Genomic DNA, 24803 nt, shown 5'->3' with positions numbered 1-24803 from the left:
CGCGGCCGTGAGCCGTCGCCGCCCGCCCGCTCGCCGTTATCCGCTCAAGCCAGCGCGCGGAACAACCAGTACAGCCCGCCGGCCAGCACGATCGACGCCGGCAGCGTGAGAATCCACGCGAGCACGAGGCTGCGCACGGTACTCCATTGCAGTCCCGATCCGTTCGCGGCCATCGTGCCCGCGACGCCCGACGACAGCACGTGCGTCGTCGACACCGGCAGCCCGTATGCATCGGCCGCGCCGATCGTCAGCATCGCGACGAGTTCGGCCGACGCGCCCTGGCCGTACGTCAAATGCTGCTTGCCGATTTTTTCGCCGACGGTCACGACGATCCGCTTCCACCCGACCATCGTGCCGAGACCCAGCGCAATCGCGACGGCCACCTTCACCCAGGTCGGGATGAACTTGGTCGCGTGATCGAGCTGCTTGCGGTAGTTGTCGATCGCGAGCTTGTCGTCGGCGGCAAACGCGGGCTGCCCGGACTTCTCGATCAACCGGATCGCCTCGGACACCAGGTACATCGTGTTGCGCACGTTGTCGACGTCGTTTTGCGGCACGGCCGCCATCGATCCCGATGCGCCGACGGCGCGCGCGAGCGACGTCGACAGCTGCTGCACCGCGGGCAGCACGGCTGGCGTGAGCTTGCGGTGCTGCACGAACTGCTCGACGTCGGCGCGCGGATTCGCGGACGGCGCGACGCCGTTCGAATATTTCGCGAAGGTCGACGCGGCGTGCGTCGCGACGGCGACGAAGGTCTGCGACTCGGCCGGCGTGACGGCCTTGTTCAGCGCATACGCAGTGGGCACGGTGCCGATCAGGATCAGCATGATGAGCCCCATGCCCTTCTGCCCGTCGTTCGATCCGTGCGCGAACGACACGCCGGTGCAGGTCAGGATCAGCAGGCAGCGAATCCAGAACGGCGGCGGCTGATCCTTCGGCGGCTCCTGATACAGATCCGGCACGCGCACGACGGCGCGCAGCACGAGCAGCAGCAGCGCCGCGCACAGAAAGCCGACGAGCGGCGAGAACAGCAGCGACTTGCCGACGCCGAGCGCCTGCCCCCAGTCGACGCCGCTCGTGCCGTTCGGGCCGTGCATCAGCTGGTTCATCAGCCCGACCCCGATGATCGACCCGATCAGCGTATGCGAGCTCGACGACGGCAGCCCGAAATACCACGTCGCCAGGTTCCACACGATCGCGGCGATCAGCAGCGCGAACACCATCGCGAAGCCCGCGCCGCTGCCCACCTGCAGGATCAGCTCGACGGGCAGCAATTGCAGGATGCCGAACGCGACGGCGCCGCTCGATACCATCACGCCGAGGAAGTTCCACATGCCCGACCAGATCACCGCGACGTTCGGCGTCAGCGAATGGGTGTAGATCACGGTCGCCACCGCGTTCGCGGTGTCGTGGAAGCCATTGACGAACTCGAAGCCGAGCGCGATCAGCAGCGCGGCGCCGAGCATCAGGTATGGAAACAGCGACCCTTCGCGCACCGGCGCAAGATCGGCGATCAGATGGGTGGCGATATAGACGGCACCGACCGACAGCACCAGCAGGAACACGGCATAGCCGGCACGTCGGGCGCGTTCGGTGGAACCGGGATGGTGTGCGGCGGGCGAAGCAGGTTGATTCATGGCGGCATCTCGCAGTGGAACCGCGTCCGATCCTAGCTTCGGCTGTCCGTCAGTTTGATGACAGTACGGACCGCGAAACGCCGTTGTTCACGCCGTCGTCCATATAGTGAGCACGCTCATGCATCCGGGCCGCTTCGCGCCTTGCGCGCGCGCCTATCGCAGCATGCGTGGCGCGTCCGACGCCGAGTCGCGTGCGAGCGCGAGAAATGCGGACAGGTAATCGATCGATGCGTCGGCGTCGCGGATGCCGAGAAAGATCTGTTTCGCGATGCCTTGCTTGCCGAGCCTGACCGGCACGACCGGCATGCGGTCCGCGTATTCGTCGGCGAGCCACTTCGGCAATGCGGCCACGCCGCGTCCGCTCGCGACCATCTGCAGCATGATGTCGGTCGTCTCGATCGACTTGTGGCGCCGCGGCACGATGGCGGCCGGCGTCAGGAACTGGTTGTAGATGTCGAGCCGGTCGGTCTCGACCGGGTACGTGATCAGCACCTCGTCGGCCAGTTGCTCGGGCGTGACGTAGTCGGCGTTCGCGAGCCGGTGCGCGTCGGCGACCACCAGCACCTGCTCGTAGTCGAACACCGGATCGAAGCGCAGGCCCGGCTTGTTCAGCGGATCGGGCGTCACGAGCACGTCGACGTCATGGCCGAGCAGCGCGCCGATCCCGCCGAACTGAAAGCGCTGCTTCACGTCGACGTCGACGTCCGGCCAGCGCGCCAGATACGGCGACACCACCTTCAGCAGCCACTGGTAGCACGGATGGCATTCCATCCCGATGCGCAGCGTGCCGCGCTCGCCCTTCGCGTACTGCTTCATTCGCTCCTCGGCGAGCTCGAACTGCGGCAGCAGCCGGTTCGCGAGCTTCAGCAGATATTGCCCGCCCTGCGTGAGCCGCAGGCCACGTCCTTCCCGATCCCAGATCGGCGTGCCGAGCTGCTGCTCGATTTTCCGCACGGTATGGCTGAGCGCCGATTGCGTGAGGTGGAGCGCGTTGGCAGCCGCAGTCAGCGAGCCCTGGCGCTCGACTTCGCGGATCACGACGAGATGGAATCGCTCGAGCATCAATACATGAACAAAGTTAATGGATGAATGAAATAATGCCATTTTATTTCATGGGGCGAAATCCCTATGATGGCTGCCGAATCTTCTATTACTTCTGGACGGCGGCTTCATGGTCAAGACCCACAACCTCGGTTTCCCGCGCATCGGCGCACAGCGCGAACTCAAATTCGGCCTCGAACGCTACTGGAACGGCGACGCCACGCGCGACGAGCTGACGGCCCTCGGCGCCGCGCTGCGCCGGCGCCACTGGAGCGACCAGCGCGACCTCGATCTCGCGCCGCTCGGCGATTTCGCGTTCTACGACCACGTGCTCGACATGAGCTTCACGCTCGGCAATCTGCCGAAGCGCGTGCAGGACTTTCACGGCGACGCGCTCGACAACTATTTCCGCGTGGCGCGCGGCCGTTCCGCGCATTCCGCGCACGAGCATGCGAGCTGCTGCGGTGGCGTGGCGGCCGGCGAGATGACGAAGTGGTTCGACACCAACTATCACTACATCGTGCCGGAGTTCCACGCCGACACGAACTTCTCGCTCGACCCGTCGCGACTGCTGCAGCAACTGGCCGAGGCGAACGCGCAGCGCGTGAACGCGAAGCCGGTGATACTCGGCCCCGTCACCTATCTGTGGCTCGGCAAGGCGAAGGACGACTCCGACCGGCTCGCGCTGCTGCCGAAACTGCTGCCCGTGTATGGGGCGCTGCTCGATACGTTGACCGCGCAGGGCGTCGAATGGGTGCAGATCGACGAACCGATCCTCGTCACCGAGCTCGACGCCGACTGGCGGCGTGCGTTGCGCACGGCATACGAGGCGCTCGAGACGCGTCGCATCAAGCTGCTGCTCGCGACGTACTTCGGCCCGCTTCAGGACAATCTCGAGCTTGCCGTTTCACTGCCGGTCGATGGACTGCACATCGACGCCGTCAATGCGCGCGACGAGGTCGACGTGCTGGCGCGCACGCTGCCGGCCACACGCGTGCTGTCGGTCGGCGTGATCGACGGCCGCAACATCTGGCGGACCGACCTGAACGCGGCGCTCGATTGGCTCGAGCCGCTCGCGCGGCAGCTGGGCGAGCGACTGTGGCTTGCGCCGTCGTGTTCGCTGCTGCATGTGCCGGTCGATCTCGCGAGCGAGCAGAAGCTCGACGCCGAGATCCGCTCATGGCTCGCGTTCGCGCTGCAGAAGCTCGCCGAACTGAAGCTGCTCGCGACCGCGCTGAACCAAGGGCGCGACACGGTGGCCGACGCCCTCGCGGAGAATGCGGCCGCGATCGAGTCGCGGTGCCGCTCGCCGCGCGTGCACAACCCGGCGGTGAAGACCGCCGTCGCGCGCATCGACGCGCGGCTCGGCAACCGTGCGAGCGCGTATCCGCAACGCGCGGCCGCGCAGTCGGCACGCCTGAAGCTGCCGCTGTTCCCGACCACGACGATCGGCTCGTTCCCGCAGACCGCGGAGATCCGCGACGCGCGCCGCCGCTTCAAGGCCGGCGAGCTCGACGAAGCCGGCTACCGCCACGCGATGCACGCGGAGATCGAACGCAGCGTGCGCGAACAGGAAACGCTGCAGCTCGACGTGCTGGTGCACGGCGAAGCCGAGCGCAACGACATGGTCGAATATTTCGGCGAGCAGCTGGATGGCTACGCGTTCAGCCAGTTCGGCTGGGTGCAGTCGTACGGGTCGCGCTGCGTGAAGCCGCCGATCCTGTTCGGCGACATCAGCCGACCGAGCGCGATGACGGTCGAGTGGATCGCCTACGCGCAGTCGCTGACGAGCAAGCCGATGAAAGGCATGCTGACCGGGCCGGTGACGATCCTGAACTGGTCGTTCGTGCGCGACGACCAGCCGCGTTCGGTGTCGTGCTACCAGCTCGCGCTGGCGATCCGCGACGAAGTGCTCGATCTCGAGCGGGCCGGGGTGCGCGTGATCCAGATCGACGAGGCCGCGCTGCGCGAGGGGCTGCCGCTGCGTCGTGCGCAATGGCCGGCCTACCTGAAGTGGGCGATCGACGCGTTCCGGATCGCCGCGAACGGCGTGCGCGACGACACGCAGATCCACACGCACATGTGCTATTCGGAATTCAACGACATCATCGCGTCGATCGCCGAAATGGACGCGGACGTGATCACGATCGAGACGTCGCGCTCGGACATGGAGCTGCTCGACGCGTTCGACGGCTTCCGGTATCCGAATGAAATCGGGCCGGGCGTGTACGACATCCATTCGCCGAACATCCCGACGCAGGAGCACATCGTCGGCCTGATGAGGAAAGCCGCCGAGCGGATTCCGGCGCAACGGCTGTGGGTGAACCCGGACTGCGGACTGAAGACGCGCCGCTGGGCGGAAGTGCTGCCGGCGCTGACGAACATGGTCGCCGCGGCGAAGACGTTGCGCAGCGAGCTGCGCAACGTGCTCTGATAAAGCGTTCCGATAACCCGCCGGCTCCGCGCTCGCGCAACCAGCGCGTGCGCGGAAGCTCCCGGCGCAGCGCCGCCCCGGAACCCGCCCTATGCCGCGCCGCGATCAATCGCGATACGCGACGCCCGGCAACACGCACAGCAGCTCGTACGCGAGGTTCGCGCCGAGCAGCGCGGTGGTGCCGAACGGGTCGTACGGCGGTGCGACTTCGACGAGATCGCAGCCGACGATGTTCAGCCCCTTCGCGCCGCGAATGATCTCGAGCGCCTGCGGCACCGTGAGGCCCGCGATTTCCGGCGTGCCGGTGCCGGGCGCGTAGGCGGGGTCGATGCCGTCGATGTCGAAGCTGATGTAGACGGGCGTGTCGCCGACGCGCGCGCGCACTTCCTCCATCAGCGGCACGAGCGACTGGTTCCAGCACGCCTCGGCCTGCACGACGCGAAAACCCTGGTCGCGGCACCAGTCGAAATCCTCGGCCGCATAGCCGGTGCCGCGCAGGCCGATCTGCGTGACCTTGTCGCCGTGCAGCAGGCCTTCTTCGACCGCGCGGCGAAACGGCGTGCCGTGCGCGATCTTCTCGCCCATCATCGTGTCGTTCACGTCGGCGTGTGCATCGACGTGGATCAATGCAACCTTGCCGTGCTTGCGATGGATCGCGCGCAGGATCGGCAGCGCGATCGTGTGGTCGCCGCCGAGCGTGATCGGCTTGCAGTCTTGCGCGAGGATCGCGTCGTACGCGGCCTCGATGCGGGCGATCGAATCGTGCAGGTTGTACGGATTGATCGCGACGTCGCCGATGTCGGCGACCTGCAGCGAATCGAACGGCGCCGCCCGCGTGGCCATGTTGTACGGGCGCAGCAGCACCGACTCCGTGCGGATCTGGCGCGGGCCGAAGCGCGCGCCGGTACGGTTCGACGTGCCGAGATCGAACGGCACGCCGACGAAACACGCGTCGAGCCCCGCGGCGCTCGCGACGTGCGGCAGGCGCATCATGGTCGCAATGCCGCCGCTGCGCGGCATTTCGTTGCCGCCGAGCGGCTGGAAATGGAGAGGGTCGTTCATGGGCTGTTCTCTGTCGATATGGGGTTGCCGTATCATTCGACGCGGCCTGGCGCATAGTTTTGCGCGCCGCGCGCGAAAGAAGAATGCGAACATGTCGACGTAAACATCGACTTTCATCGATGTATCGGAGGGGAATAGCGTGCTCGGGAATCTGTCGACGCTCGATTTGCGGCTGATCCGCGTGTTTCTCGCGGTGACCGACGCGGGCGGCGTGTCGGCCGCGCAGACGATGCTCAACGTCGGCCAGTCGACGATCAGCGCGCAGTTGTCGTCGCTCGAGACGCGCCTCGGCTACCGGCTCTGCGAGCGCGGCCGCAGCGGCTTCCGGCTCACGCCGAAGGGCGAGCGGTTCCATGCGATGAGCCGCAAGCTGCTCGCTGCGCTCGACGAGTTCGGGATGGCAGCGCGTCACATGGACCGCCAGCTGGTCGGCACGCTCAACATCGGCTTGATCGGCCATACGCCGGTGAGCCAGAACGCGCGGATCGCCGAGGCGATCGCCGCGTTCCGCACGCGCGACGAAGCCGTGCGCTTTGCGATCTCGGTGCGCACGCCGGGCGATCTCGAGGAGAAGCTGCTGAGCAACGAGATTCAGATCGCGGTCGGCTACTTCTGGCACCGCGTACCGTCGCTGCACTACACGCCGCTGTTCGTCGAACACCAGATCGCGTATTGCGGGCGCGGCCATCCGCTGTTCGAGCGCGCCGGCCAGCTGACCCCGGCCGACGTCGCGGAATTCGAATGGGCGTGGCGCTCGTATCCGCTGCCGGAGGCCCATATGTCGACGACGCCCGATCGCGTGACCGCCACCGCCGACAACATGGAGGCCGTCGCGCTGCTGATCCTGTCCGGCCATCACCTCGGCTACCTGCCGCAGCACTTCGCGGCGCCGTACGTCGCGCAGGGGCTGCTCGCGCCGCTCAACCCCGAGCAGTTGCGCTACGACGTGACGTTCCACATGGTCGTCGCGCGCGACGCGCGCGGCGATCCGCTCGTCGCCGCGTTTCTCGAAGACCTCGAGCGCGCGCACCAGCCGGGCGATGCCGGATGACGGTGATCTTCCCGATCGCCTGGGCCCGTGTCGTGCCGGCGCGCCCGGTCGCTCGCATCAAGGCACCGGCAAACCCGCGTCGTGCTTCACTTCCCGCAGCGACAGCGCCGATTCGATCGACGTGACGCCCGGCAGCGTGCGCAGCGAATCGCGCAGGAACGTGCCGTAGTCGTCGAGATCGCGCGCGACCACCTGCAGCAGATAGTCGGCCGTGCCCGCGACGTTGTGGCACGCGAGGATGCGCTCGATGCCGAGCACTTCCCGTTCGAAGCGGTCGGCGACCTTGCGGTCGTGCGTCGCGAACCGCACGAGCACGAACGCGACGACGCCGAAGCCGAGCGCCTGTCGCGACAGCTGCGCGCGGTAGCGCTCGATGTAGCCGTCGTTTTCGAGGCGCTTCAGACGCCGCGCGCACGGCGTTTCGGACAGCCCGACGGCGTCGGCGAGGCGCGCGATCGGCAGCCGGCCGTCGCGCTGCACGGCCGCGAGGATCGCGCGGTCGGTTTTGTCGAGTTCGGTCATGGTGGCGGAATCCGTTTTAAGATCGGCCAATTGTGGGGGATTCCGCCACGAACCGGCAATACGGAACGAAAGATGGCCAATAAGCGCTCCGCCTTCGACGGCAACATATCGTCATCGAAGGACGAGCCCGACCATGATTTCCACGCATTTGCTGTTGATCTATCTCGCCGCGCTGGCGGCCATTTACGCGGTTCCGGGGCCCGACATGGCGCTCGTGCTGCAGACCAGCATCGGCCGCGGCGTGCGGCCGGGCCTCGCGGCGGCCGCCGGCCTGTCGCTGTCGCGTGCGGTGCACGTGACGCTGTCCGCGTGCGGCGTCGCGGCGCTGATTCGGAGCGCGCCGTGGCTGTATGAAGTGATCCGCTACGGCGGCGCGCTGTATCTCGCGTATGTCGCGATCCAGGTGTTCCGCTCGCCGGTATTCGCGCTCGGCGACGCCGAAGCGGCCGCCGCGAGCGCGCTGCGCCAGTCGTTCTTCAAGGGACTGCTGACGAACCTGCTGAACCCGAAGGCGCTGTTGTTCTGCTCGGTGCTGCTGCCGCAGTTCGTGCGCACCGACGCCGGGCCGGTCGTGTGGCAGATGTTCGAGCTCGGCGCGCTACTCGTCGCGGCCGGCGTGTGCTTCGATCTCGCCTGCGTGTTCGGCGCGTCGCGCATCGCCGCGTGGATGCGCGCGCACCCGCTCGCGCAGACGGTGCAGCGCTGGACCTTCTCGGCCGCGCTGATCGGCTTCGCGCTGCGCCTGTCGATGGACTGAGGGGCGCCGTCGCAGGCTGGCCGCGCCGCTCGACGGGCAGCGTGGTGCGATGCGTCATCGAACGCGCGCCGTGCGCGCGGCCGGCCGGCCAAGCGCTGCGCCGGCCCGCCTGGCGCCGCGCGCAAATCCTCTGACTGTTCTAAACTTCCTTGAACTTCGCCGCGTGGCGAACCGACTGACCGAACGGAACCGTCTTCCGCTGGCCCTGTCCGATTTCCTGGCTGTTCCGTGCAACGCGGTACATAGGAGGGTCTGAACATGGCAAGGCATCTTCAAGCCGACCGTGAACCCCGCATCGTCGCCGAGTCGACATGCCTCGGCCAGTGCGATCCGGCAGAACGCATCCACGTCACGATCATGTTGCGGCGGCGGGAAGAAGGGCAACTCGATGCATTGGTTCACCAGCTCGCGGCCGGCGACGCGAGCGCCAAACCGCTGTCGCGCGATGCATTCGCGCAGCGTTTCTCCGCCGATCCCGACGACATCCGCAAGACCGAGGAATTCGCGCACCGTCATCAGCTGACGGTCGATCGCGTCGATCCGGTCGAAAGCGTCGTCGTGCTGTCCGGCACGATCCAGCAGTTCGAAGCGGCGTTCAGCGTGAAGCTCGAGCGGTTCGAGCATCGCGCGATCGGCCAGTATCGCGGCCGCACGGGCCCGATCGCGCTGCCGGACGAGCTTGGCGATGCCGTCACGGCGGTGCTCGGCCTCGACAGCCGTCCGCAGGCACGGCCGCACTTCCGGCTGCGTCCGCCGTTCAAACCCGCGCGCGGCGCCGCGGTCACCTTTACCCCGGTGCAGCTCGCGTCGCTGTACGGCTTTCCGGCCGGCGACGGCGCCGGCCAGTGCATCGCGATCGTCGAGCTGGGCGGCGGCTATCGCGCGGCCGACATCGCGCAGTATTTCCGCGGGCTCGGCATCGACAAGCCGCCGACGCTCGTCGACGTGAACGTCGGCACCGGCCGCAACGCGCCGACCGGCGAGGCGAGCGGCCCCGACGGCGAAGTCGCGCTCGACATCGAAATCGCCGGCGCGATCGCGCCAGCCGCGAAGATCGCCGTCTACTTCGCGCCGAACAGCGACGCGGGCTTCATTCAGGCGGTCAACGCGGCCGTCACCGACAAGACCAATCGGCCGTCGGTCATCTCGATCAGCTGGGGCGGCCCGGAAGCGATCTGGCAGGCGCAATCGGCGCACGCGTTCAACCGCGTGCTGCAGGCCGCCGCCGCGCAAGGGATCACGGTGTGCGCGGCATCGGGCGACAGCGGCTCCGGCGACGGGCTGCAGGACGGCGCCGACCACGTCGATTTCCCCGCGTCGAGCCCGTACGTGCTCGGCTGCGGCGGCACGCAGCTCGATGCGCTACCGGGGCAGGGCATCCGCAGCGAGGTCGCGTGGAACGACGAGTCGGCCGGCGGCGGCGCGGGTGGCGGTGGCGTCAGCACGATGTTCGACGTGCCGGCCTGGCAGCAGGGGCTCAACGTCGCGCGCGTCGACGGCGGCCGCGCGCCGCTTGCGAAGCGCGGCGTGCCGGACGTCGCGGGCGATGCGTCGCCGCAGACGGGCTACGAGGTGGCGGTGGCCGGCACGCCCGCGGTAATGGGCGGCACGAGCGCGGTCGCGCCGTTGTGGGCCGCGCTGATCGCGCGGATCAACGCGGCGTCCGGCACGTCGGCCGGCTGGATCAATCCGGTGCTGTACAAGCATCCGGACGCGTTGCGCGACATCACGAAGGGCTCGAACGGCACGTATGCGGCCGCACCGGGCTGGGATGCGTGCACGGGCCTCGGCAGCCCCGACGGCGCGAAGCTCGCTGCGCTCCTCGCGCGCAAGCCGTCGAGCTGACGCATCGGCATTGCCTTTCCTTCCGACGCGGGTCGTCTGCCCGCGTCTTTTTTCACCTCCAGGAGCAGCACGATGGGCATCGATTCCGCATCTTCCGGCGGCGTGTATCCGCTGCATCACGGCGACCACAACTCACATGGCGTGCCGCCGAGCGTCGCGCCGGTTGCGCTCGCTCGCGGCCGCGACCAGCCGTTCTTCGATCCGGTCGCGTACGGCAACGGCCCCGACGATTCGGTGACCGACACGACCGAAGCCGCCGCCATCACGCACCATACGATCGTGCTCGACGGCAAGCGTATCGCGTACACGGCGACCGTCGGCCACCTCGTGACGGTGGACCCGAGCAGCTCGCAGCCGGCCGCGAAGATCTTCTACGTCGCGTTCACCGCCGACGATGCGAAGGAGGAGACGCGCCCCGTCACGTTCTTCTACAACGGCGGGCCGGGTTCGTCGTCGGTGTTCGTGCTGCTCGGCTCGTTCGCGCCGAAGCGCATCAAGACGTCGATGCCGGGCTTCACGCCGCCCGCGCCGTACCAGATCGAGGACAACCCGGACAGCATGCTCGACCATAGCGACCTGGTGTTCATCAACCCGGTCGGCACCGGCTATTCCGCGGCCGTCGCGCCGAACAAGAACCGCAATTTCTGGGGCGTCGACCAGGACGCGGACTCGCTGAAGCAGTTCATCAAGCGCTATCTGACGAAGAACAACCGGTGGAATTCGCCGAAGTATCTGTTCGGCGAGTCGTACGGCACCGCGCGCAGCTGCGTGCTCGCCTACAAGCTGCACGAGGACGGCGTCGACCTGAACGGCATCACGCTGCAGTCGTCGATCCTCGACTACCGGCAGGCCGGCAACCCGGTCGGCGCGCTGCCGACCGCGGCCGCCGACGCGTGGTATCACAAGAAGCTCGGCATCGAGCCGGCGCCGGCCGATCTCGGCGCGTTCGTCGAGGAGGTCGCGCAGTTCGCGCGCACCGACTACCTGAGCGCGTTGCGCAACGTGCCGCATGCGGACGCCGCCGTGGTGCAGAAGCTGTCCGACTACACGGGCATCGATACCGCGACGCTGCAGGCGTGGGGGCTCGACATCGCCGGCTACGACGCGCGCGGCAACTCGGTGTTCCTGACGACGCTGCTGCATGCGCGCGGGCTCGCGCTCGGTTCGTACGACGGCCGTGTGACCGGGATTTCGTCGGGCATCGCCGGCAAGATCGATCCGAACTCGGGCGGCAACGATCCGACCATGACCGCCGTGACGGGCGTCTATACGGCGATGTGGAACAGCTATCTGAACGAGCAGCTGAAGTTCACGTCGACCTCGGCGTTCACGGACCTGAACGACCAGGCGTTCCGCAACTGGGACTTCGGCCACATCGACCCGACCGGCGCGCAGCAGGGCACCGATGCGAACGGCAACGTGATCCTCTACACGGCCGGCGATCTTGCCGCGGTGATGGCGCTGAACGTCGACCTGAAGGTGCTGTCGGCGAACGGCCTGTACGATTTCGTCACGCCGTTCTACCAGACCGTGATCGACCTGCAGCAGATGCCGCTCGAGGATCAGAAGGTGCGGCAGAACCTGTCCGCGCGCTTCTATCCGTCCGGGCACATGGTGTATCTCGACGGCGGTTCGCGTACCGCGCTCAAGCGCGATCTCGCGACGATGTACGACGCGACCGTCAGCGATACCGGCGCGCGGATGCGGATCCGCGCACTGCAGGCGAAGAAGGGCGGCGGGCGCGCGTAGCGTCGCCCGCGAGCCGGGCCGGCTTACGCGGCCGGCCAGTCGAACGGCGTGTAGGGCAGCGCGCGCTTGTGGCGCGAGCCGTCGTAGAAGCGCAGCACGGTTTCGTACACGTTGTCCGAGACCGGCTTGCCTTCGAGGAAGTCGTCGATCTCGTCGTAGGTGACGCCATAGGCGTGCTCGTCGGGGCGCAGCGGACGCAGTTCCTCGAGGTCGGCCGTCGGCACCTTCATCACGATCAGCTCGTCGCCGCCGAGCGCGCGAGCGACGGCGCGCACGCGGCGCTTGCTCAGGCCGGCGAGCGGCAGCACGTCCGCGCCGCCGTCGCCGAATTTCGTGAAGAAGCCCATCAGCGATTCGGCTGCGTGGTCGGTGCCGATCACGATGCCGCGCCGCGCGCCGGCCACCGCGTATTGCGCGATCATGCGCTCGCGCGCCTTGATGTTGCCGTGCACGAAGTCCTGCTGGGCGGCGGTTTCGAACGCATGACCGGACGCGACCAGCGACGCGAGCATCGCGTCGGCGGCTGGCTTCACGTCGACCGTGAAGGTCTCGTCGGCGCGCACGAACGCGAGCGCGCGCTGCGCGTCGGCTTCGTCGTTCTGCACGCCGTTCGGCAAGCGCATCGCGATGAAGCGCGCGTCGTAGCCGTCGGCGCGCAACTGCTCGACCGCGAGTTGCGCGAGCCGCCCGGCCGTCGACGAATCGACGCCGCCGCTGATGCCGAGCACGTAGGTCCGCATGCCGCTCGAACGAAGATAGCGCGCGAGGAAATCGACGCGGCGCGTGATTTCGGCGTCGACGTCGAAGTGTGCGGCGACGTTCAGTTCGGCGATGATCGCGCGTTGGCGGCTGGCGTAATCGGCGGATGTCATGTCAGTGGTTCCGGAACGAAAATTCGAGGCGCTCATCATAAGCGCAATCGCGGGCGGGTGCCGCGCGGCGCGTGCACGTGGGGAGGGTGAGTTGCATCGGGGAGATGCGTGGGGGCGTCAGGGGGCGGGGCTTGGTTGCGTGCAAGGACGGTGGCGTGGTGGCGGGCGCCCGCTTGCGCCGATGCTTCGGTTGCGTGCAATGGCGTACGGCCGCGCACGCGAACGGCGCTCCGTCTGCGTGCGACGACGGCGGCGACGGCGCGCGCCTCACGCGTGCGCCGGTGCGTCGCTTGCGGCAGCGACGGAAGCGGTGGCGCGCGACCGTGCACATGCACGTGCGCCGGTGCTGCGCCTACGTGCAGCGACGGCGTCGATGGCGTACGACCGCGCACATGCGTCGGCGCTTCGCTCGCGCGCAACCGCGCGCCGACCTCGCATCAGCGCCGCGCGAGCACGACGCCCACCAGCGCGAGCGCGAACCCCCCGAGCTGGACGGCCGCGAGCGTCTCGCCAAACAGCAGATAGCCCTGCAGCGCGGCGAGCGGCGGCGCGAGGAACAGCAACGACGTCGCGCGCGCCGCATTGCCCCGCCGGAGCATCCACATCAGCATCGTGACCGCGCCGCCGGACAGGAACACGACGCCCCATGCGAGCGACACCCACAGCGCCGGCGCGCCGATCCAGCGCGTTTCGTGCAGCAGCACGACGAACAGCGCCGCGACGATCGCCGCGCCGAGGTTCTGCACGGCCACGGCGGTACGCAGGTCGTTCTGCGCGAGCTTGCCCTTCTGGTACAGCGAGCCGGCGGTGATCGAACCGACCGACAGCACCGACACGGCGACGACGAACCATGCGGGCGCGGCGCCCGGCGGCGGCGCGACGCCGCCCGTCACCTTCGGCGCGAGCACGAGCGCGACGCCGGCAAGTCCGAGCGCCATTCCCAGCCAGCCGCGCGCGGGCAGCCGCTCGTTGAACAAGGGCACGGCGAGCACGGCGGTGGCGAGCGGCTGCAGCGCGCCGAGCAACGCCATCACGCCCGCATTGAGCCCCTGCGCGACGGCCCAATAGCTGGCGCCGAGATAAACGCCTTGCAGCAACGCGCCCGCGATCAGATGGCGCGGCCATTCGCGGCGCGCCGGCCACGGCGCGTGCGCGACGAGCGCGACCGCGCCGAACAACACGGCCGTGCCCGCGAAACGCGCGAGCAGGAACAGGTTCGGATCGGCGTAGGGCTTGATCGCGCGAGCGACGATGAAGCCGGTCGACCATAGCGCGACGAAAGCCGCGGCGACGATGGAGTTCAGCATGCGTGGCGGGCCGCGATACGGCCGGACGGAACGTGGAGCCGGTCAGTATCGGACAGGGCGGCGTCGGCGTCTTGTCGGATTCTGCACTCGGCCGGTCGCGTCGCCGCGTGCGACGATGCGCTCGCCGCTCGCCGCTCATCGCTCACCGCTCACCGCTCACCGCTCACCGCTCACCGCGCATCGGGCGCGCCGAAGCGGGGATCAGTCGAGCGAGAACGTATCGAGCGGCTGATTCGCGCGCGCCTCGGTCGCGAAGCGCGCGGCGAGTTGTTCATACAGGCGGCGCGCCTCGTCGAGCGTCAGGTCGATCCAGTACGGATCGCCGGCGCCGTCGTTGAGTCGTTCCGGCGGAAACTGGATTTCGAGCACACTGCCTTTGCGATACATTGCGCGAGCCCCTTGATGGCTGTCGGTCGGCGGAACGCAAGAGTGTAGCAATCGCGCGCCGTGCCGATTCACGCACATCGGGCAATACAGAATTTCGCATTCGTCGCGCGCGCCCGCGCACCGATGCCGTCAAATGCCCGTCAAACCGCCGTAATACAATGAGCGGCTCTTTCACCACCAGTCGCCTCGGGCGTCTTGCGATGCTGGCGGAACAACGTCATCAATACATCCTGTCGGAGCTCGGACGCGCGGGTGCGCTGTCGGTCGCCGAACTCGTGCGCTCGCTCGACGTGTCGCGCGAAACCGTGCGGCGCGACCTGAACGCGCTCGCCGCACGCGGATTGCTCGTGATGACGCACGGCGGCGCACTGGCGGCCGAGCGGCGCGAGCCGAGCCTGTCCGAGCGGGAGGCCGCGAACGCCGCCGCGAAGCGCACGATCGGGCGGCGCGCGGCCGAGCTGGTGCCGGACGACGCGTCGGTGCTGATCGACTCGGGCAGCACGCCGCATGCGGTCGCGCTCGCGCTCACCGACCGGCACCGGCTGTCGGTCTACACCAACGACTGGCGCACCGCCTTCGTGCTGGCGCGTCGCAACGGCAATCGCGTGACGCTGCTCGGCGGCGAACTGTCCGACGACGAAGACGCCACCTTCGGGCTCGACACCATCCAGCAGCTCGCGCAATACCACGTCGACTTCGCGTTCGTCGGCGCGGGCGGGATCACCGTCGACGGCGATTGCACCGATTACTCGCGGCTCGCGGCCGAAGTGCGCAGCCGGATGATCGCGGCGGCCGGTACGGCGATCATCGTCGCCGATCACTCCAAGTTCGGCCGCGTGACGCCGGTGCGGATCAACGGCACGTCGGCCGCGCGATATCTCGTCACCGAGCGCGCGCCGGACAAGTCCGTGCGCCGCGCGCTGACCGCACGCGGCATCGAGCTGCTCGTCTGCGACTGACGCTGCGCGGACACGGAACGTTCATCCGACCGTCATCGCGCGGGAAGAACCGCCGCCGACACTGACTCCTTCCTCTGGCTCGGCCCGCACGGCAGGAGCAATGAATGACCGTCAGCGTACGCAGCTATCTTTCCCCGACCCTGGTGCTGCTGGCCTTCGACTGGCCCGACGCCGCGTCGCGCAGCGACTTTCTCGGCTTCGCGATCCGGCGCACGCCGGGATTCCGCTCGGCCGACGGCCGCACGCGCGCACCGGACAGCTGGCTGCCGAACCGGCTGACGTTCGACGGCCCGGCCGCCGACACGCAGGGCGACGCGCCGACCGATCAGGCGCCGATCCAGAAGTTCATGTGGTGGGACGCGCGCATCGACCCGCAGGATCGCGGCGCATCTTTTCGCTATGACGTGTTTCCGGTGGTCGGCACGCCCGAGCGCCTGCAGGTGCTCGACGCCGAGGCCGGTGCGTGCGACATCGTGCTGCCCGCGCACATCGTGGACGGCATCGGCACGTGGTTCAACCGCGCGGTGGTGAGTTCGCAGGCGTTCGCGAAGCAGGTCGCGGCGCTGGGCGTCGCGCCGAACCACGCGCCGAGCGCGGCGCAGGCGCTGAAGCTGCGCACCTGGCTCGCGAACGACATGGAGCAGGTGTTCGCAAACATGCTCGACCGCGCATCGCGCGCGGCATCGGCCGTCTATCACCTGACCGACACGTTGTGGGCGCTGCCCGCATTCGAAGCGTTCGGGCGCAGGCATGGCGACGCGTCGCTCGCGATCGTCTACGACGCGCACGCGATCGCCCGCAAGAACGAGCCGCCGCTGCCGTCGCCGAACCAGCCGGCCGTCGACGCGCTGCGGGGCCTCGCGACGCTCGCGCCGCGCGACCGCACGCACATCATGCACGACAAGTTCATCGTGACCGACACGCCGGCGCATGCGGCGCTGCCCGCGCGCGTGCTGACCGGTTCCGCGAACTTCACGACCGAAGGGCTGACCGAGCAGGCCAACGTGCTGCATGCGTTCGACTCGCCGGCGCTGGCTGCGTTGTACGAAGCTCGTGCGCATGCGTTGGCCGCGAATCCGTCGATCGCCGAGACGGCGAAGTTGTCGCCGGGCTGGTCCGAGGCGCTCGCGATCGGCAGTGCGCAGGTGCGCGTCGCGTTCTCGCCGGAGCCGGCGGGGCAGCGCACCGCGATCGATGCGATCGTCGCCGCGATCGCGGCCGCGAAGCACTCGGTGTCGTTCTGTCTCTTCATGCCGACGGACGCGGCGCTGCGCGACGCATGCTTTGCCGCCGGCGATCGCGGGCTGATGATGTTCGGTCTGGTGAACCGCATCAATGTCGCCGGCGCGGCGAACGCAGAGGCGGCGCAGCACGACGGCCGCACGCTCGATGCGGCGACGCTCGCGAATCTGGAGCTCTACCATCGCCGGCGCGATCATCGCGACGTGATCGACGCCGCGTACTTCTCGCCGGCGACGGTGCCGCAGGGTTTCGAGCCGGAGCTGCGCCTGTTTCCCGGCGAGCCGGCGCCCGCCTATCCGCCGGTCGTGGTCCACCACAAGTTCATCGTGATCGATGCGGAAGGCGCGAACCCGGTCGTGTACACGGGCTCGGCGAACATGAGCCGCAATTCCGAGCAATACAACGACGAAAACCTGCTCGAGATTCGCGACGCGCGGATCGCGGCGATCTATCTCGCGGAATTCCTGCGGCTCTACGAGCACTACCGCGCACGCGCGCTGTCGATCGACACGAAACGGCGTGGCGGCGGCGCGCAGCGGCGGCTTGCACTGGCGCCCGACGCGAGCTGGGCGAAGAAGTACTTCGTGGCGGGAAGCCCGGAACAGAAGGCGCGGATCGCGCTGGCGTCGGTCGCGCCGACGGACTGACGCGCTACGTCGCGAATCCGCCGCGGGTCATTCGGCGGCACGCGGCGCTGCGCTCGTTGCGGGAAGGGAAGTGCCTGCGATTGCGCGCACGAGGCGCCCGCGGCACGTGGCTCGCGGACGCGTTCGCGCGGTGTCAGGCTGCGACGTAGCGCAGCACGGAGTCGGCGATCGTCTCGCGATGCCGCACGCGCAGCCGCGGTGCCGACGGATCGCGGCCGAACGCGGCGCCGAACGTGTAGCGGTTCGACACGCGGTGAAAGCAGAACGAGCTGATCAGCAGATGCAGGTCGAACGCGTCGATGTCCTGGCGGAACGCGCCGCTCGCCGCGCCGCGCTCGAGCAGTTGCTCGAGCGTCTTGATGATGCTGACGTTGCGGCTCTTGAACGATTTGAGCTGTTCGAGATACTTCGCGCCGTGGATGTTCTCGATCGACACGAGGCGCACGAAGTCGCGATGCTTGTCGTGATAGTCGAACGTGAATTCGACGAGCCGGCGCAGGCCTTCGCGCGGCTCCATGTCGCCGACGTGCAGTTCCTGCTCGAGCGCGCGGATGTCGCCGTACACCTTTTCGAGCACGGCCTCGTACAGGCCTTCCTTGCTGTCGAAGTAGTAGTAGAGCATCCGCTTCGTCGTGTTGGTGCGCTCGGCGATTGCGTCGACGCGCGCACCGGCGAGTCCCATCGCGGAGAATTCCTGCGTGGCGACGTCGAGGATGTTGCGTTTGGTCTGCTCGGGATCGTATTTGCGCCGCGCTTCGGTCGCAAGCGCTCGGCTTTCGGACGTGGCGGTCTTGCTTCCAGCTTTCATGTGATTTGTTTTGGGTTCGCGGCGGCGGGAAAAAATCATTCTAGCATGCAGCAAATGGCCGCCACGCCGATCTTCCGCTCTAATCGGCCGGGCGCTTTCGGCCGGGCGGCGGCCGTTCAGCGTCGCCGCGACGCGAGCGCGTCGCGGGCCTGGAATGCGCTGTACGTGAGCTGCGCGGCGGCGAGGCCGGCGAGCCCGTACGTGCGCGTCAGGCCGAACGCGGCGAAGCCGGCCGGCACGGGCCGCTCGCCGGCCAATGCGGCGGCGAGCGCTTCGCCGGCGACGGTGGTCGGCGCCATCCCGTGACCGCCGAAGGCGACGGCGTGCCACACGCCGTCCGAGTCGCGGCCGATCTGCGGCATCTTGTGTCGCGCGTAGCTCATCAGGCCGCCCCACGCATGGTCGATCTTCACGCCGTCGAGCTGCGGATACACGCGCAGCAGGTCGCGCCGCAGCAGCCGCGCGATCGCGTCGGGGCCGCGGTCGAGCACCGAGATGCGGCCGCCCCACAGGATCCGCGTGTCCTGCAGCGGCCGGTAGTAGTCGAACGCGAAACGCGTGTCGTAGATGGCGTAAGGCGCGTCGATCGCGTCGGCGAGCCGCGCGCCGAGCGGTTCGGTCGCGATCACGTAGGTCGCGATCGGCAGCACCGCGCGCTCGATGCGCGGCGACACGCCGCGCGCATAGCCGCCGCCGGCGAACACGACGTGCTGCGCGCGCACCGAGCCTTGCGCGGTGCGCACGACGTAGCCGGCGCCGTCGCGCGCGATGCCGAGCGCGGCCGAGCGTTCGTACACGCGCGCGCCGCCGTGCGCCGCGGCGGCCGCGACGCCGAGAACGTACTTCAGCGGATGGAAGTGGAACGCGTTCGGCTCGAACAGGCCGCCGTGATAGCGGGCCGTCTTCAGCTGCGCGCGCAGCGCGTCGCGCGCGACCGGCGCCCAGTCGACGTCGAATTCCTGCTTCATCAGCGTGCGCACGCCGTCGAGCCGCGACGGATCGTCGAACCAGTTCGCGAGCATCACGCCGCGATCGACGATGTCGCAGTCGATGCCGTAGCGCGCGATCCGTGCGCGGATCAGGTCGACCGCATCGACGGTGAGCCGGTACAGCCGGCGGCCTTCGTCGCGGCCGAGCGTGCGCAGCAGCGCCGCGTTGTCGAGGCTGTAGCCGCCGAACACGAAGCCGCCATTGCGGCCCGACGCGCCGAAGCCGACCCGTTCGCCGTCGAGCACCACGACGTCGCGCACGCCGCGCTCGACGAGGCCGAGCGCGGTGCACAGGCCGGCGAGGCCGCCGCCGACGATGCAGACGCGGGTGTCGATCGGGCCGCTCAGTTGCGGATAAGGCTGGCGCGTAACGGTGGCTTCGTAGAAGTTTTGCATGCGTTTTCGGTGACGATGGACGACGAACGGGGCGCGCGGCGCGCGTCGATCTTGCCTGAACGTGGGCGCCGCGTCGAATGGCGGGTCGGTATCGCGGCGGGTGGGCTGTCGTCGTGGAAGCGAAGGGCGTCGTGTCGCCATTGGCCGACGGCCGTGGGCGCGCCGGATGCGGAGCATGCCGGCGCCACCTCGCTCGTGTGTGCAAGTCGCCCGCGCGGCAAACGAAATTTGCATACCGGGTAATGCCGCATCGTCATCAAGTTGCTGCGCGCCGCACCGGCGCATGCGTGCCGCCCATCCGCCCTAGACATGTCGGCTCGGCGCGCCGACACGCACCGCTTCGGCCTGCCCAGTTGTTGCGTTTTGCGCATGAAGTCGTGAGTTAATATCAATAGCGGCGCGACTTGTGGCCATCGACAATGTGATGCATGGATCGTGCGTTACGGCGCGCGGGTTTGCCGTCCTCCACGGCCCGGCGACGGCATCCACCCGAGGCGCGACACAGCGCTGCCGTACTCGCCCCGCCGTGCGTGCGCTTGCACGCGGCGCGCGAACGCGCTCCAATCGAATCACGCGGGCGGCGTCGCCGCCGCACCGATCAATCTGTCCCTGAAGAGGAAGTGATGCAATTCAACGACATTCTTGCCGCGCTCGACATCGATCTCGCCCAGTGGAAGGGCAATGCGCTGACCGCGCGTTCGCCGGTCGATGGCGCGACGCTCGCGACGCTGGCGGTCGACTCGCCCGCCGACGCCGAGCGCAAGATCGACGCCGCGCATGCCGCATTCCTCAAGTGGCGCACGGTGCCGGCGCCGGTGCGCGGCGAACTCGTGCGCGTGTTCGGCAACGTGCTGCGCGAGCACAAGGCCGAGCTGGGCCGCCTCGTCACGCTGGAAGCCGGCAAGATCACGTCGGAAGGCCTCGGCGAAGTGCAGGAAATGATCGACATCTGCGATTTCGCGGTCGGCCTGTCGCGCCAGCTTTACGGCCTGACCATCGCATCCGAGCGTCCCGGCCACCGGATGATGGAGACGTGGCATCCGATCGGCGTGTGCGGCGTGATCTCGGCGTTCAATTTCCCGGTCGCGGTGTGGGCGTGGAATGCGGCGCTCGCGTTCGTGTGCGGCGATCCGGTCGTGTGGAAGCCGTCGGAAAAGACGCCGCTCACCGCGATCGCATGCCATCAACTGCTCGCCAAGGCGCTGCGCGAATTCGACCGGACGCATCCGGGCGTCGCGCCCGAAGGGCTGCACCAGCTGGTGCTCGGCATGCGCGACGTCGGCGAGGTGCTGACGTCGTCGAAGAAGGTGCCGGTCATCAGCGCGACGGGCAGCGTGCGGATGGGCCAGGAAGTCGCGAAGGTGCTGAGCCAGCGCCTCGCGCGCGGCATCCTGGAACTCGGCGGCAACAACGGGATGATCGTCGCGCCGAGCGCCGACCTCGATCTCGTCGTGCGCGCCGTCACGTTCGCGGCGGTCGGCACGGCCGGCCAGCGCTGCACGACGCTGCGCCGTCTGATCGTCCATCGCAGCATCGTCGATCAACTGTTGCCGCGCATCGAGAAAGCCTATGCGTCGGTGAAGGTCGGCAGCCCGCTCGAGGAAGGCACGCTGGTCGGCCCGCTGGTCGATCGCGCGGCGTTCGACGCGATGCAGAAGGCCCTGGCCGATGCGCGCGAGCAGGGCGGCGAAGTGAAGGGCGGCGAGCGCGTCGACGTCGGTCATGCGGATGCGTATTACGTGCGTCCGGCGCTCGTGCGGATGCCGAAGCAATCGGCGGTGGTCGAGCGCGAGACGTTCGCGCCGATTCTGTACGTGCTCGTCTACGACGACTTCGAACAGGCGATCGACGTGCACAATGCGGTGCCGCAAGGGCTGTCGTCGGCGATCTTCACGAACGACATGCGCGAGGCCGAGCAGTTCATGTCGGCGGCCGGCAGTGATTGCGGGATCGTCAACGTGAACATCGGCACGAGCGGCGCGGAGATCGGCGGCGCGTTCGGCGGCGAGAAGGAAACGGGCGGCGGCCGCGAGTCGGGTTCGGACGCGTGGAAGGCGTACATGCGCCGCGCGACGAACACGATCAACTACAGCCGTCAGCTGCCGCTGGCGCAAGGCGTGAAGTTCGACGTCTGACGCCGCGCGCGCGATAGCGCGCATCGGGTTCGACCGACGAGGGCCGGTTGCCGCGCAAGCGGCAGCCGGCCTTTTTCATGGCGACGGGCGCGCGCGTACCGCCAAGACCGGGCGGTGCGCGTGCGGCCGGTCATTCGTGCGGCGCGGCACCGTCGCTCGTCGGCATGTTCTGCACGACCAGCACCTGCGGCGTCGAAAGCGTGATCTTCGCCGCGCGCAGCTGCTTCAGGATCTCGAACAGCAGGTCGCTCTTCGTCGAACTCGCGATGCGCGGGCTCGCCACGTAACCGGTCACGCTGAGCGTGATGCCGTCCGCCGTCAGCTGGCTGAAGGTGACCGACGGCGCCGGCTTGTCGAGGATCGCCGGGTGCTCGCGATAGGCGTCGAGCAGCAGGTCGCGCACCTGTTCCGGGTCGGTGTTCAGCGGGAACGTCAGCATCAGCGTCGCCACGCCCTGGGTGCTGTTGCCCATCGTCACGTTGCGCACGTTCTGCGAGATCAGCTGCGAGTTCGGCACGATCACCGTCGAGCGGTCGCTGAGCTGGATCTCGGTCGCGCGCACGTTGATGCGGCGAATGTCGCCTTCGACGCCCGCGATGCTCACCATGTCGCCCACTTTCACCGGACGCTCGGTCAGCAGGATCAGCCCCGACACGAAGTTCTTCACGATCTCCTGCAAGCCGAAGCCGATGCCGACCGACAGCGCGCTGACGATCCACGCGAGATTGCTCCACTTGACGCCGAGCAGCCCCAGCGTCATCAGCACGAGCAGCACGTAGCCGACGTTGGTGAACAGCGTGACGAGCGACACGCGCATGCCCGCATCCATGCCGAGCGCCGGCATGAACTCGTTGTCGAGCCAGCGGCGCACCGAGCGCAGCAGGTAGAAGCCGATCGCGAAGCCGATCACCGCGTTCATGATGCGGTCCGGCATGATGTTCAGGCGTTGCAGCCGCTCGCCGCCGATCATCGCGACCGCGCTGTCGAGCAGGTCGCCCGGCGTCGTGCCGAAGCCGCCGGTCACCAGCGCGATCGCGGCCACCAGCATCAGCAGGCTCGTGCCGAGGCCGGACACGACGGTGTGCGCCTGTTCGAGATGCCGGTCGTCGAGCGCGAACAGATGCTTGATCTGCTTGCCGGTCGACAGATTCGCGGAGAACAGGCTTTCGCTCGCGTCGCGCGTCAGCTGGATCAGGATGTAGACGCTGCACAGCACGATCTCGAACCACACGAGCTCGTACGTGATGAAGCGCGCGACCGTGATGTAGCCGATCAGCAGCGCGCCCAGCGAAGCGACGATCGCGAGCGTGACGCCGGCATGGATCAGCCCGGCGAGCGTCGAGCGCTGCTCGGGCGCCTCGCCGGCCGCCGCGAGCGCGCTGCGCACGCGGTTGGCGCGCAGCAGCGACGCGCCGACGGTCAGCGCGACGACGAGCGACACGATCCCGCGGCCGAGCAGCGTGACCGACAGGCTGGTGTCGGCGATGCGGTTGATCGATTCGAGCGCGCCGGACACCAGCAGCAGCGCGGCCAGCACGCCGGGGAACGGCTTCATCGCGAGCGCGACGGAATCGGCGAGCGCCGGCAGCCGCCACGACGGATGGCGGGTGCAGAGCAGCGCGCGGCCGAGACCGGCGATCAGCGCGCAGGTCACCGCGAGCTTCGCGAACGCGTCCCACAGATCGCTCATCGCAGGCGTGAGCTCGTAATGGCGGGCGAGCGCGAGATAGAGGATCTGCACGGCCACCGCGGTCGCGAGCAGCGTCGAGAGCGCGGTCGCCAGCGCGAGCGCGCTGCGCCGCAGCCGCGTGGCGGGCAAGCGGTTCAGGCACACCCAGGCGAGGCCGCGCTCGACGACGCGACGGCCGCCGAGCCACGCCGCGAACGCGGCGAGCACCAGCAGCGTGGTGATCGCGCGCTGGCCCGGCGTCCACGACGAGCGCAGCATGTCGCGCAGCTCGGCGTCGAAGGCGTCGAGCCGCTTCACGTCCTCCGGCGCCAGATGAAACAGCGGCAGCCAGAACTGGGCGCCGAAGATGCTGCCGGAGCGGAACGCGAGCTGGTTCCGCAGCAGGCTGCGGTGCAGCTTTGCGAACTGGTCGGCCAGGTTCGCGAGGTTGGCTTTCTGGTCGGCGGCCTGCTTCAGCGCCGCGTCGATCTGCGTCTTGCGCGCGTTCAGCGTCGCGCGCTGTTGCGCGACCGCGGGCGTTTCGGGCGACGCGCCGGGCGCCGGCGGCGGACCGAGCACGTCGAGTTGCGCCTGCACCTGGGTGCGCTGCGGCGCGAGCTCGCTCTGCAGCTTGTCGACGTCGGCGCTCAGCTCCTGGGTCGCGTCGCCGAGTTCGTCGAGCTCCTTGCTGTTGGTTGCCGTCGACGTCTGCTGCTTGATGCGGTCCTGCTGAAGCTGCATCTGCTTGAGCTGCGCGAGCGCGTCGTTCACCGAAATGGTCGGCACCGGGACGCCGACGCCGCTCGCGCCCGGTGCGGACGCGGCCGCCGGAAACGCGGCGGCCGTCGCGATCGCCGCGAACTGCAGCAGTGCGATCAGCGCGATGCGGCGTGCGTAGGTGGAAAGTCGTGGTATTGACATGGAATGCTTGCGTTTTGCTGACGACCCCGGCCGCCGCATGGCGCCGGGGAGGCGGGAAGTTGGACCGCTAGCATGTTACCGGGCGCGGCGCGGGCGGTGGCGCAGGTCGTGCCCGCGCGGCCTCGGCGCGCAGGCATGCGCCAGCGGACGCGCGCGGGCGCGCGGCGACGCCGGACGCCCGTGCCGACGGGGCCGCGCCGGCTTTCGCGGGCGGCTGCGGCGGCGCATGGCCTGCGCGCACCGATGGCGATGCGCCGACACATCGTTACGCAATTTACATATCGCCCGGCTGCGAAGCGGTGTGCCCGCGCGGCGTCGCGCTCCTCGGACCATCCGAGCCGGCGCGTGCGGCGTGCCGGTACAATGCAGCGAA

General features: G+C 68.6%; 18 protein-coding genes. 8 read left to right on the top strand and 10 right to left on the bottom strand.

Annotated elements, in window-relative coordinates; translation table 11 throughout:
• Nucleotides 1–44 precede the first annotated feature (44 nt).
• Nucleotides 45–1637 carry an inorganic phosphate transporter gene (locus tag MYA_RS15325; protein ID WP_014724061.1) on the bottom strand — a complete coding sequence of 531 codons (1593 nt, stop codon included), beginning with the start codon at nt 1635–1637 and terminating at the stop codon, nt 45–47.
• 153 nt (nt 1638–1790) lie between these two features.
• Nucleotides 1791–2699, bottom strand: coding sequence for a LysR family transcriptional regulator (locus MYA_RS15320; protein ID WP_041494004.1), 909 nt, complete (start codon nt 2697–2699; stop codon nt 1791–1793).
• A 109-nt stretch (nt 2700–2808) separates the two neighbouring features.
• Here MYA_RS15320 and metE point away from each other — a divergent pair, with 109 nt between their 5' ends.
• Nucleotides 2809–5112 carry a 5-methyltetrahydropteroyltriglutamate--homocysteine S-methyltransferase gene (metE, locus tag MYA_RS15315; RefSeq protein WP_014724060.1) on the top strand — a complete coding sequence of 768 codons (2304 nt, stop codon included), beginning with the start codon at nt 2809–2811 and terminating at the stop codon, nt 5110–5112.
• A 105-nt stretch (nt 5113–5217) separates the two neighbouring features.
• Here metE and speB read toward each other — a convergent pair whose 3' ends face one another.
• Entirely contained in the window at nt 5218–6174 is a 957-nt protein-coding gene (gene speB, locus MYA_RS15310) for an agmatinase (protein WP_011880884.1), read from the bottom strand.
• Between the two features lie 139 nt (nt 6175–6313).
• On the opposite strand from speB, the gene MYA_RS15305 reads away from it, so the two are divergent.
• Nucleotides 6314–7225 (top strand): LysR family transcriptional regulator, encoded by a 912-nt coding sequence (locus tag MYA_RS15305; RefSeq protein ID WP_011880883.1) that lies wholly within the window; start codon nt 6314–6316, stop codon nt 7223–7225.
• A gap of 57 nt (nt 7226–7282) precedes the next feature.
• Here the strand turns inward: MYA_RS15305 and MYA_RS15300 are convergent, their stop codons facing one another.
• Nucleotides 7283–7747, bottom strand: a complete 465-nt coding sequence (locus MYA_RS15300) for an Lrp/AsnC family transcriptional regulator (protein WP_011880882.1) — start codon at nt 7745–7747, stop codon at nt 7283–7285.
• 133 nt (nt 7748–7880) lie between these two features.
• Between MYA_RS15300 and MYA_RS15295 the strand changes: the two genes are divergently transcribed.
• The 3 genes from MYA_RS15295 to MYA_RS15285 all read left to right on the top strand — a co-directional run bounded on the left by MYA_RS15295 (nt 7881) and on the right by MYA_RS15285 (nt 12098).
• Nucleotides 7881–8504 (top strand): LysE family translocator, encoded by a 624-nt coding sequence (locus MYA_RS15295; protein WP_011880881.1) that lies wholly within the window; start codon nt 7881–7883, stop codon nt 8502–8504.
• Between the two features lie 258 nt (nt 8505–8762).
• Nucleotides 8763–10349, top strand: a complete 1587-nt coding sequence (locus MYA_RS15290; protein ID WP_014724058.1) for a S53 family peptidase — start codon at nt 8763–8765, stop codon at nt 10347–10349.
• Nucleotides 10350–10421: 72 nt separating this feature from the next.
• Nucleotides 10422–12098 (top strand): S10 family peptidase, encoded by a 1677-nt coding sequence (locus MYA_RS15285; RefSeq protein WP_011880879.1) that lies wholly within the window; start codon nt 10422–10424, stop codon nt 12096–12098.
• A 23-nt stretch (nt 12099–12121) separates the two neighbouring features.
• On the opposite strand, the gene nadE is transcribed toward MYA_RS15285, so the two are convergent.
• The 3 genes from nadE to MYA_RS15270 all read right to left on the bottom strand — a co-directional run bounded on the left by nadE (nt 12122) and on the right by MYA_RS15270 (nt 14664).
• The gene (gene nadE / locus MYA_RS15280) at nt 12122–12970 is read right to left on the bottom strand and encodes an ammonia-dependent NAD(+) synthetase (RefSeq protein WP_014724057.1); all 849 of its coding nucleotides are present in this window, start codon (nt 12968–12970) and stop codon (nt 12122–12124) included.
• A gap of 437 nt (nt 12971–13407) precedes the next feature.
• Complete coding sequence (locus tag MYA_RS15275) at nt 13408–14277, bottom strand: DMT family transporter (RefSeq protein WP_014724055.1); 870 nt, start codon at nt 14275–14277, stop codon at nt 13408–13410.
• 201 nt (nt 14278–14478) lie between these two features.
• A complete protein-coding gene (locus MYA_RS15270; protein ID WP_011880876.1) occupies nt 14479–14664 on the bottom strand; it encodes a hypothetical protein in 186 nt (61 codons plus the stop codon).
• Between the two features lie 200 nt (nt 14665–14864).
• Between MYA_RS15270 and MYA_RS15265 the strand changes: the two genes are divergently transcribed.
• Nucleotides 14865–15623: a DeoR/GlpR family DNA-binding transcription regulator gene (locus tag MYA_RS15265; protein WP_014724053.1), complete on the top strand. Its 759-nt coding sequence runs from the start codon at nt 14865–14867 to the stop codon at nt 15621–15623.
• A gap of 104 nt (nt 15624–15727) precedes the next feature.
• On the top strand, nt 15728–17512 hold the full coding sequence (locus MYA_RS15260) for a phospholipase D-like domain-containing protein (RefSeq protein ID WP_014724052.1): 1785 nt from the start codon (nt 15728–15730) through the stop codon (nt 17510–17512).
• Nucleotides 17513–17645: 133 nt separating this feature from the next.
• Here the strand turns inward: MYA_RS15260 and MYA_RS15255 are convergent, their stop codons facing one another.
• Together MYA_RS15255 and MYA_RS15250 are read right to left on the bottom strand one after the other, a co-directional pair.
• Nucleotides 17646–18320: a TetR family transcriptional regulator gene (locus tag MYA_RS15255; protein ID WP_034194751.1), complete on the bottom strand. Its 675-nt coding sequence runs from the start codon at nt 18318–18320 to the stop codon at nt 17646–17648.
• 116 nt (nt 18321–18436) lie between these two features.
• A complete protein-coding gene (locus MYA_RS15250) occupies nt 18437–19705 on the bottom strand; it encodes an NAD(P)/FAD-dependent oxidoreductase (RefSeq protein WP_014724051.1) in 1269 nt (422 codons plus the stop codon).
• Nucleotides 19706–20328: 623 nt separating this feature from the next.
• On the opposite strand from MYA_RS15250, the gene amaB reads away from it, so the two are divergent.
• Nucleotides 20329–21840, top strand: coding sequence for an L-piperidine-6-carboxylate dehydrogenase (gene amaB / locus MYA_RS15245; protein WP_011880871.1), 1512 nt, complete (start codon nt 20329–20331; stop codon nt 21838–21840).
• A 130-nt stretch (nt 21841–21970) separates the two neighbouring features.
• Here the strand turns inward: amaB and MYA_RS15240 are convergent, their stop codons facing one another.
• A complete protein-coding gene (locus MYA_RS15240; RefSeq protein WP_014724048.1) occupies nt 21971–24430 on the bottom strand; it encodes a DUF3772 domain-containing protein in 2460 nt (819 codons plus the stop codon).
• Between the last annotated feature and the right edge of the window lie 373 nt (nt 24431–24803).

It is taken from the genome of Burkholderia sp. KJ006, from assembly GCF_000262695.1.
Lineage (GTDB): Bacteria > Pseudomonadota > Gammaproteobacteria > Burkholderiales > Burkholderiaceae > Burkholderia > Burkholderia vietnamiensis.
This window is presented reverse-complemented; position numbering and strand designations above follow the sequence as displayed.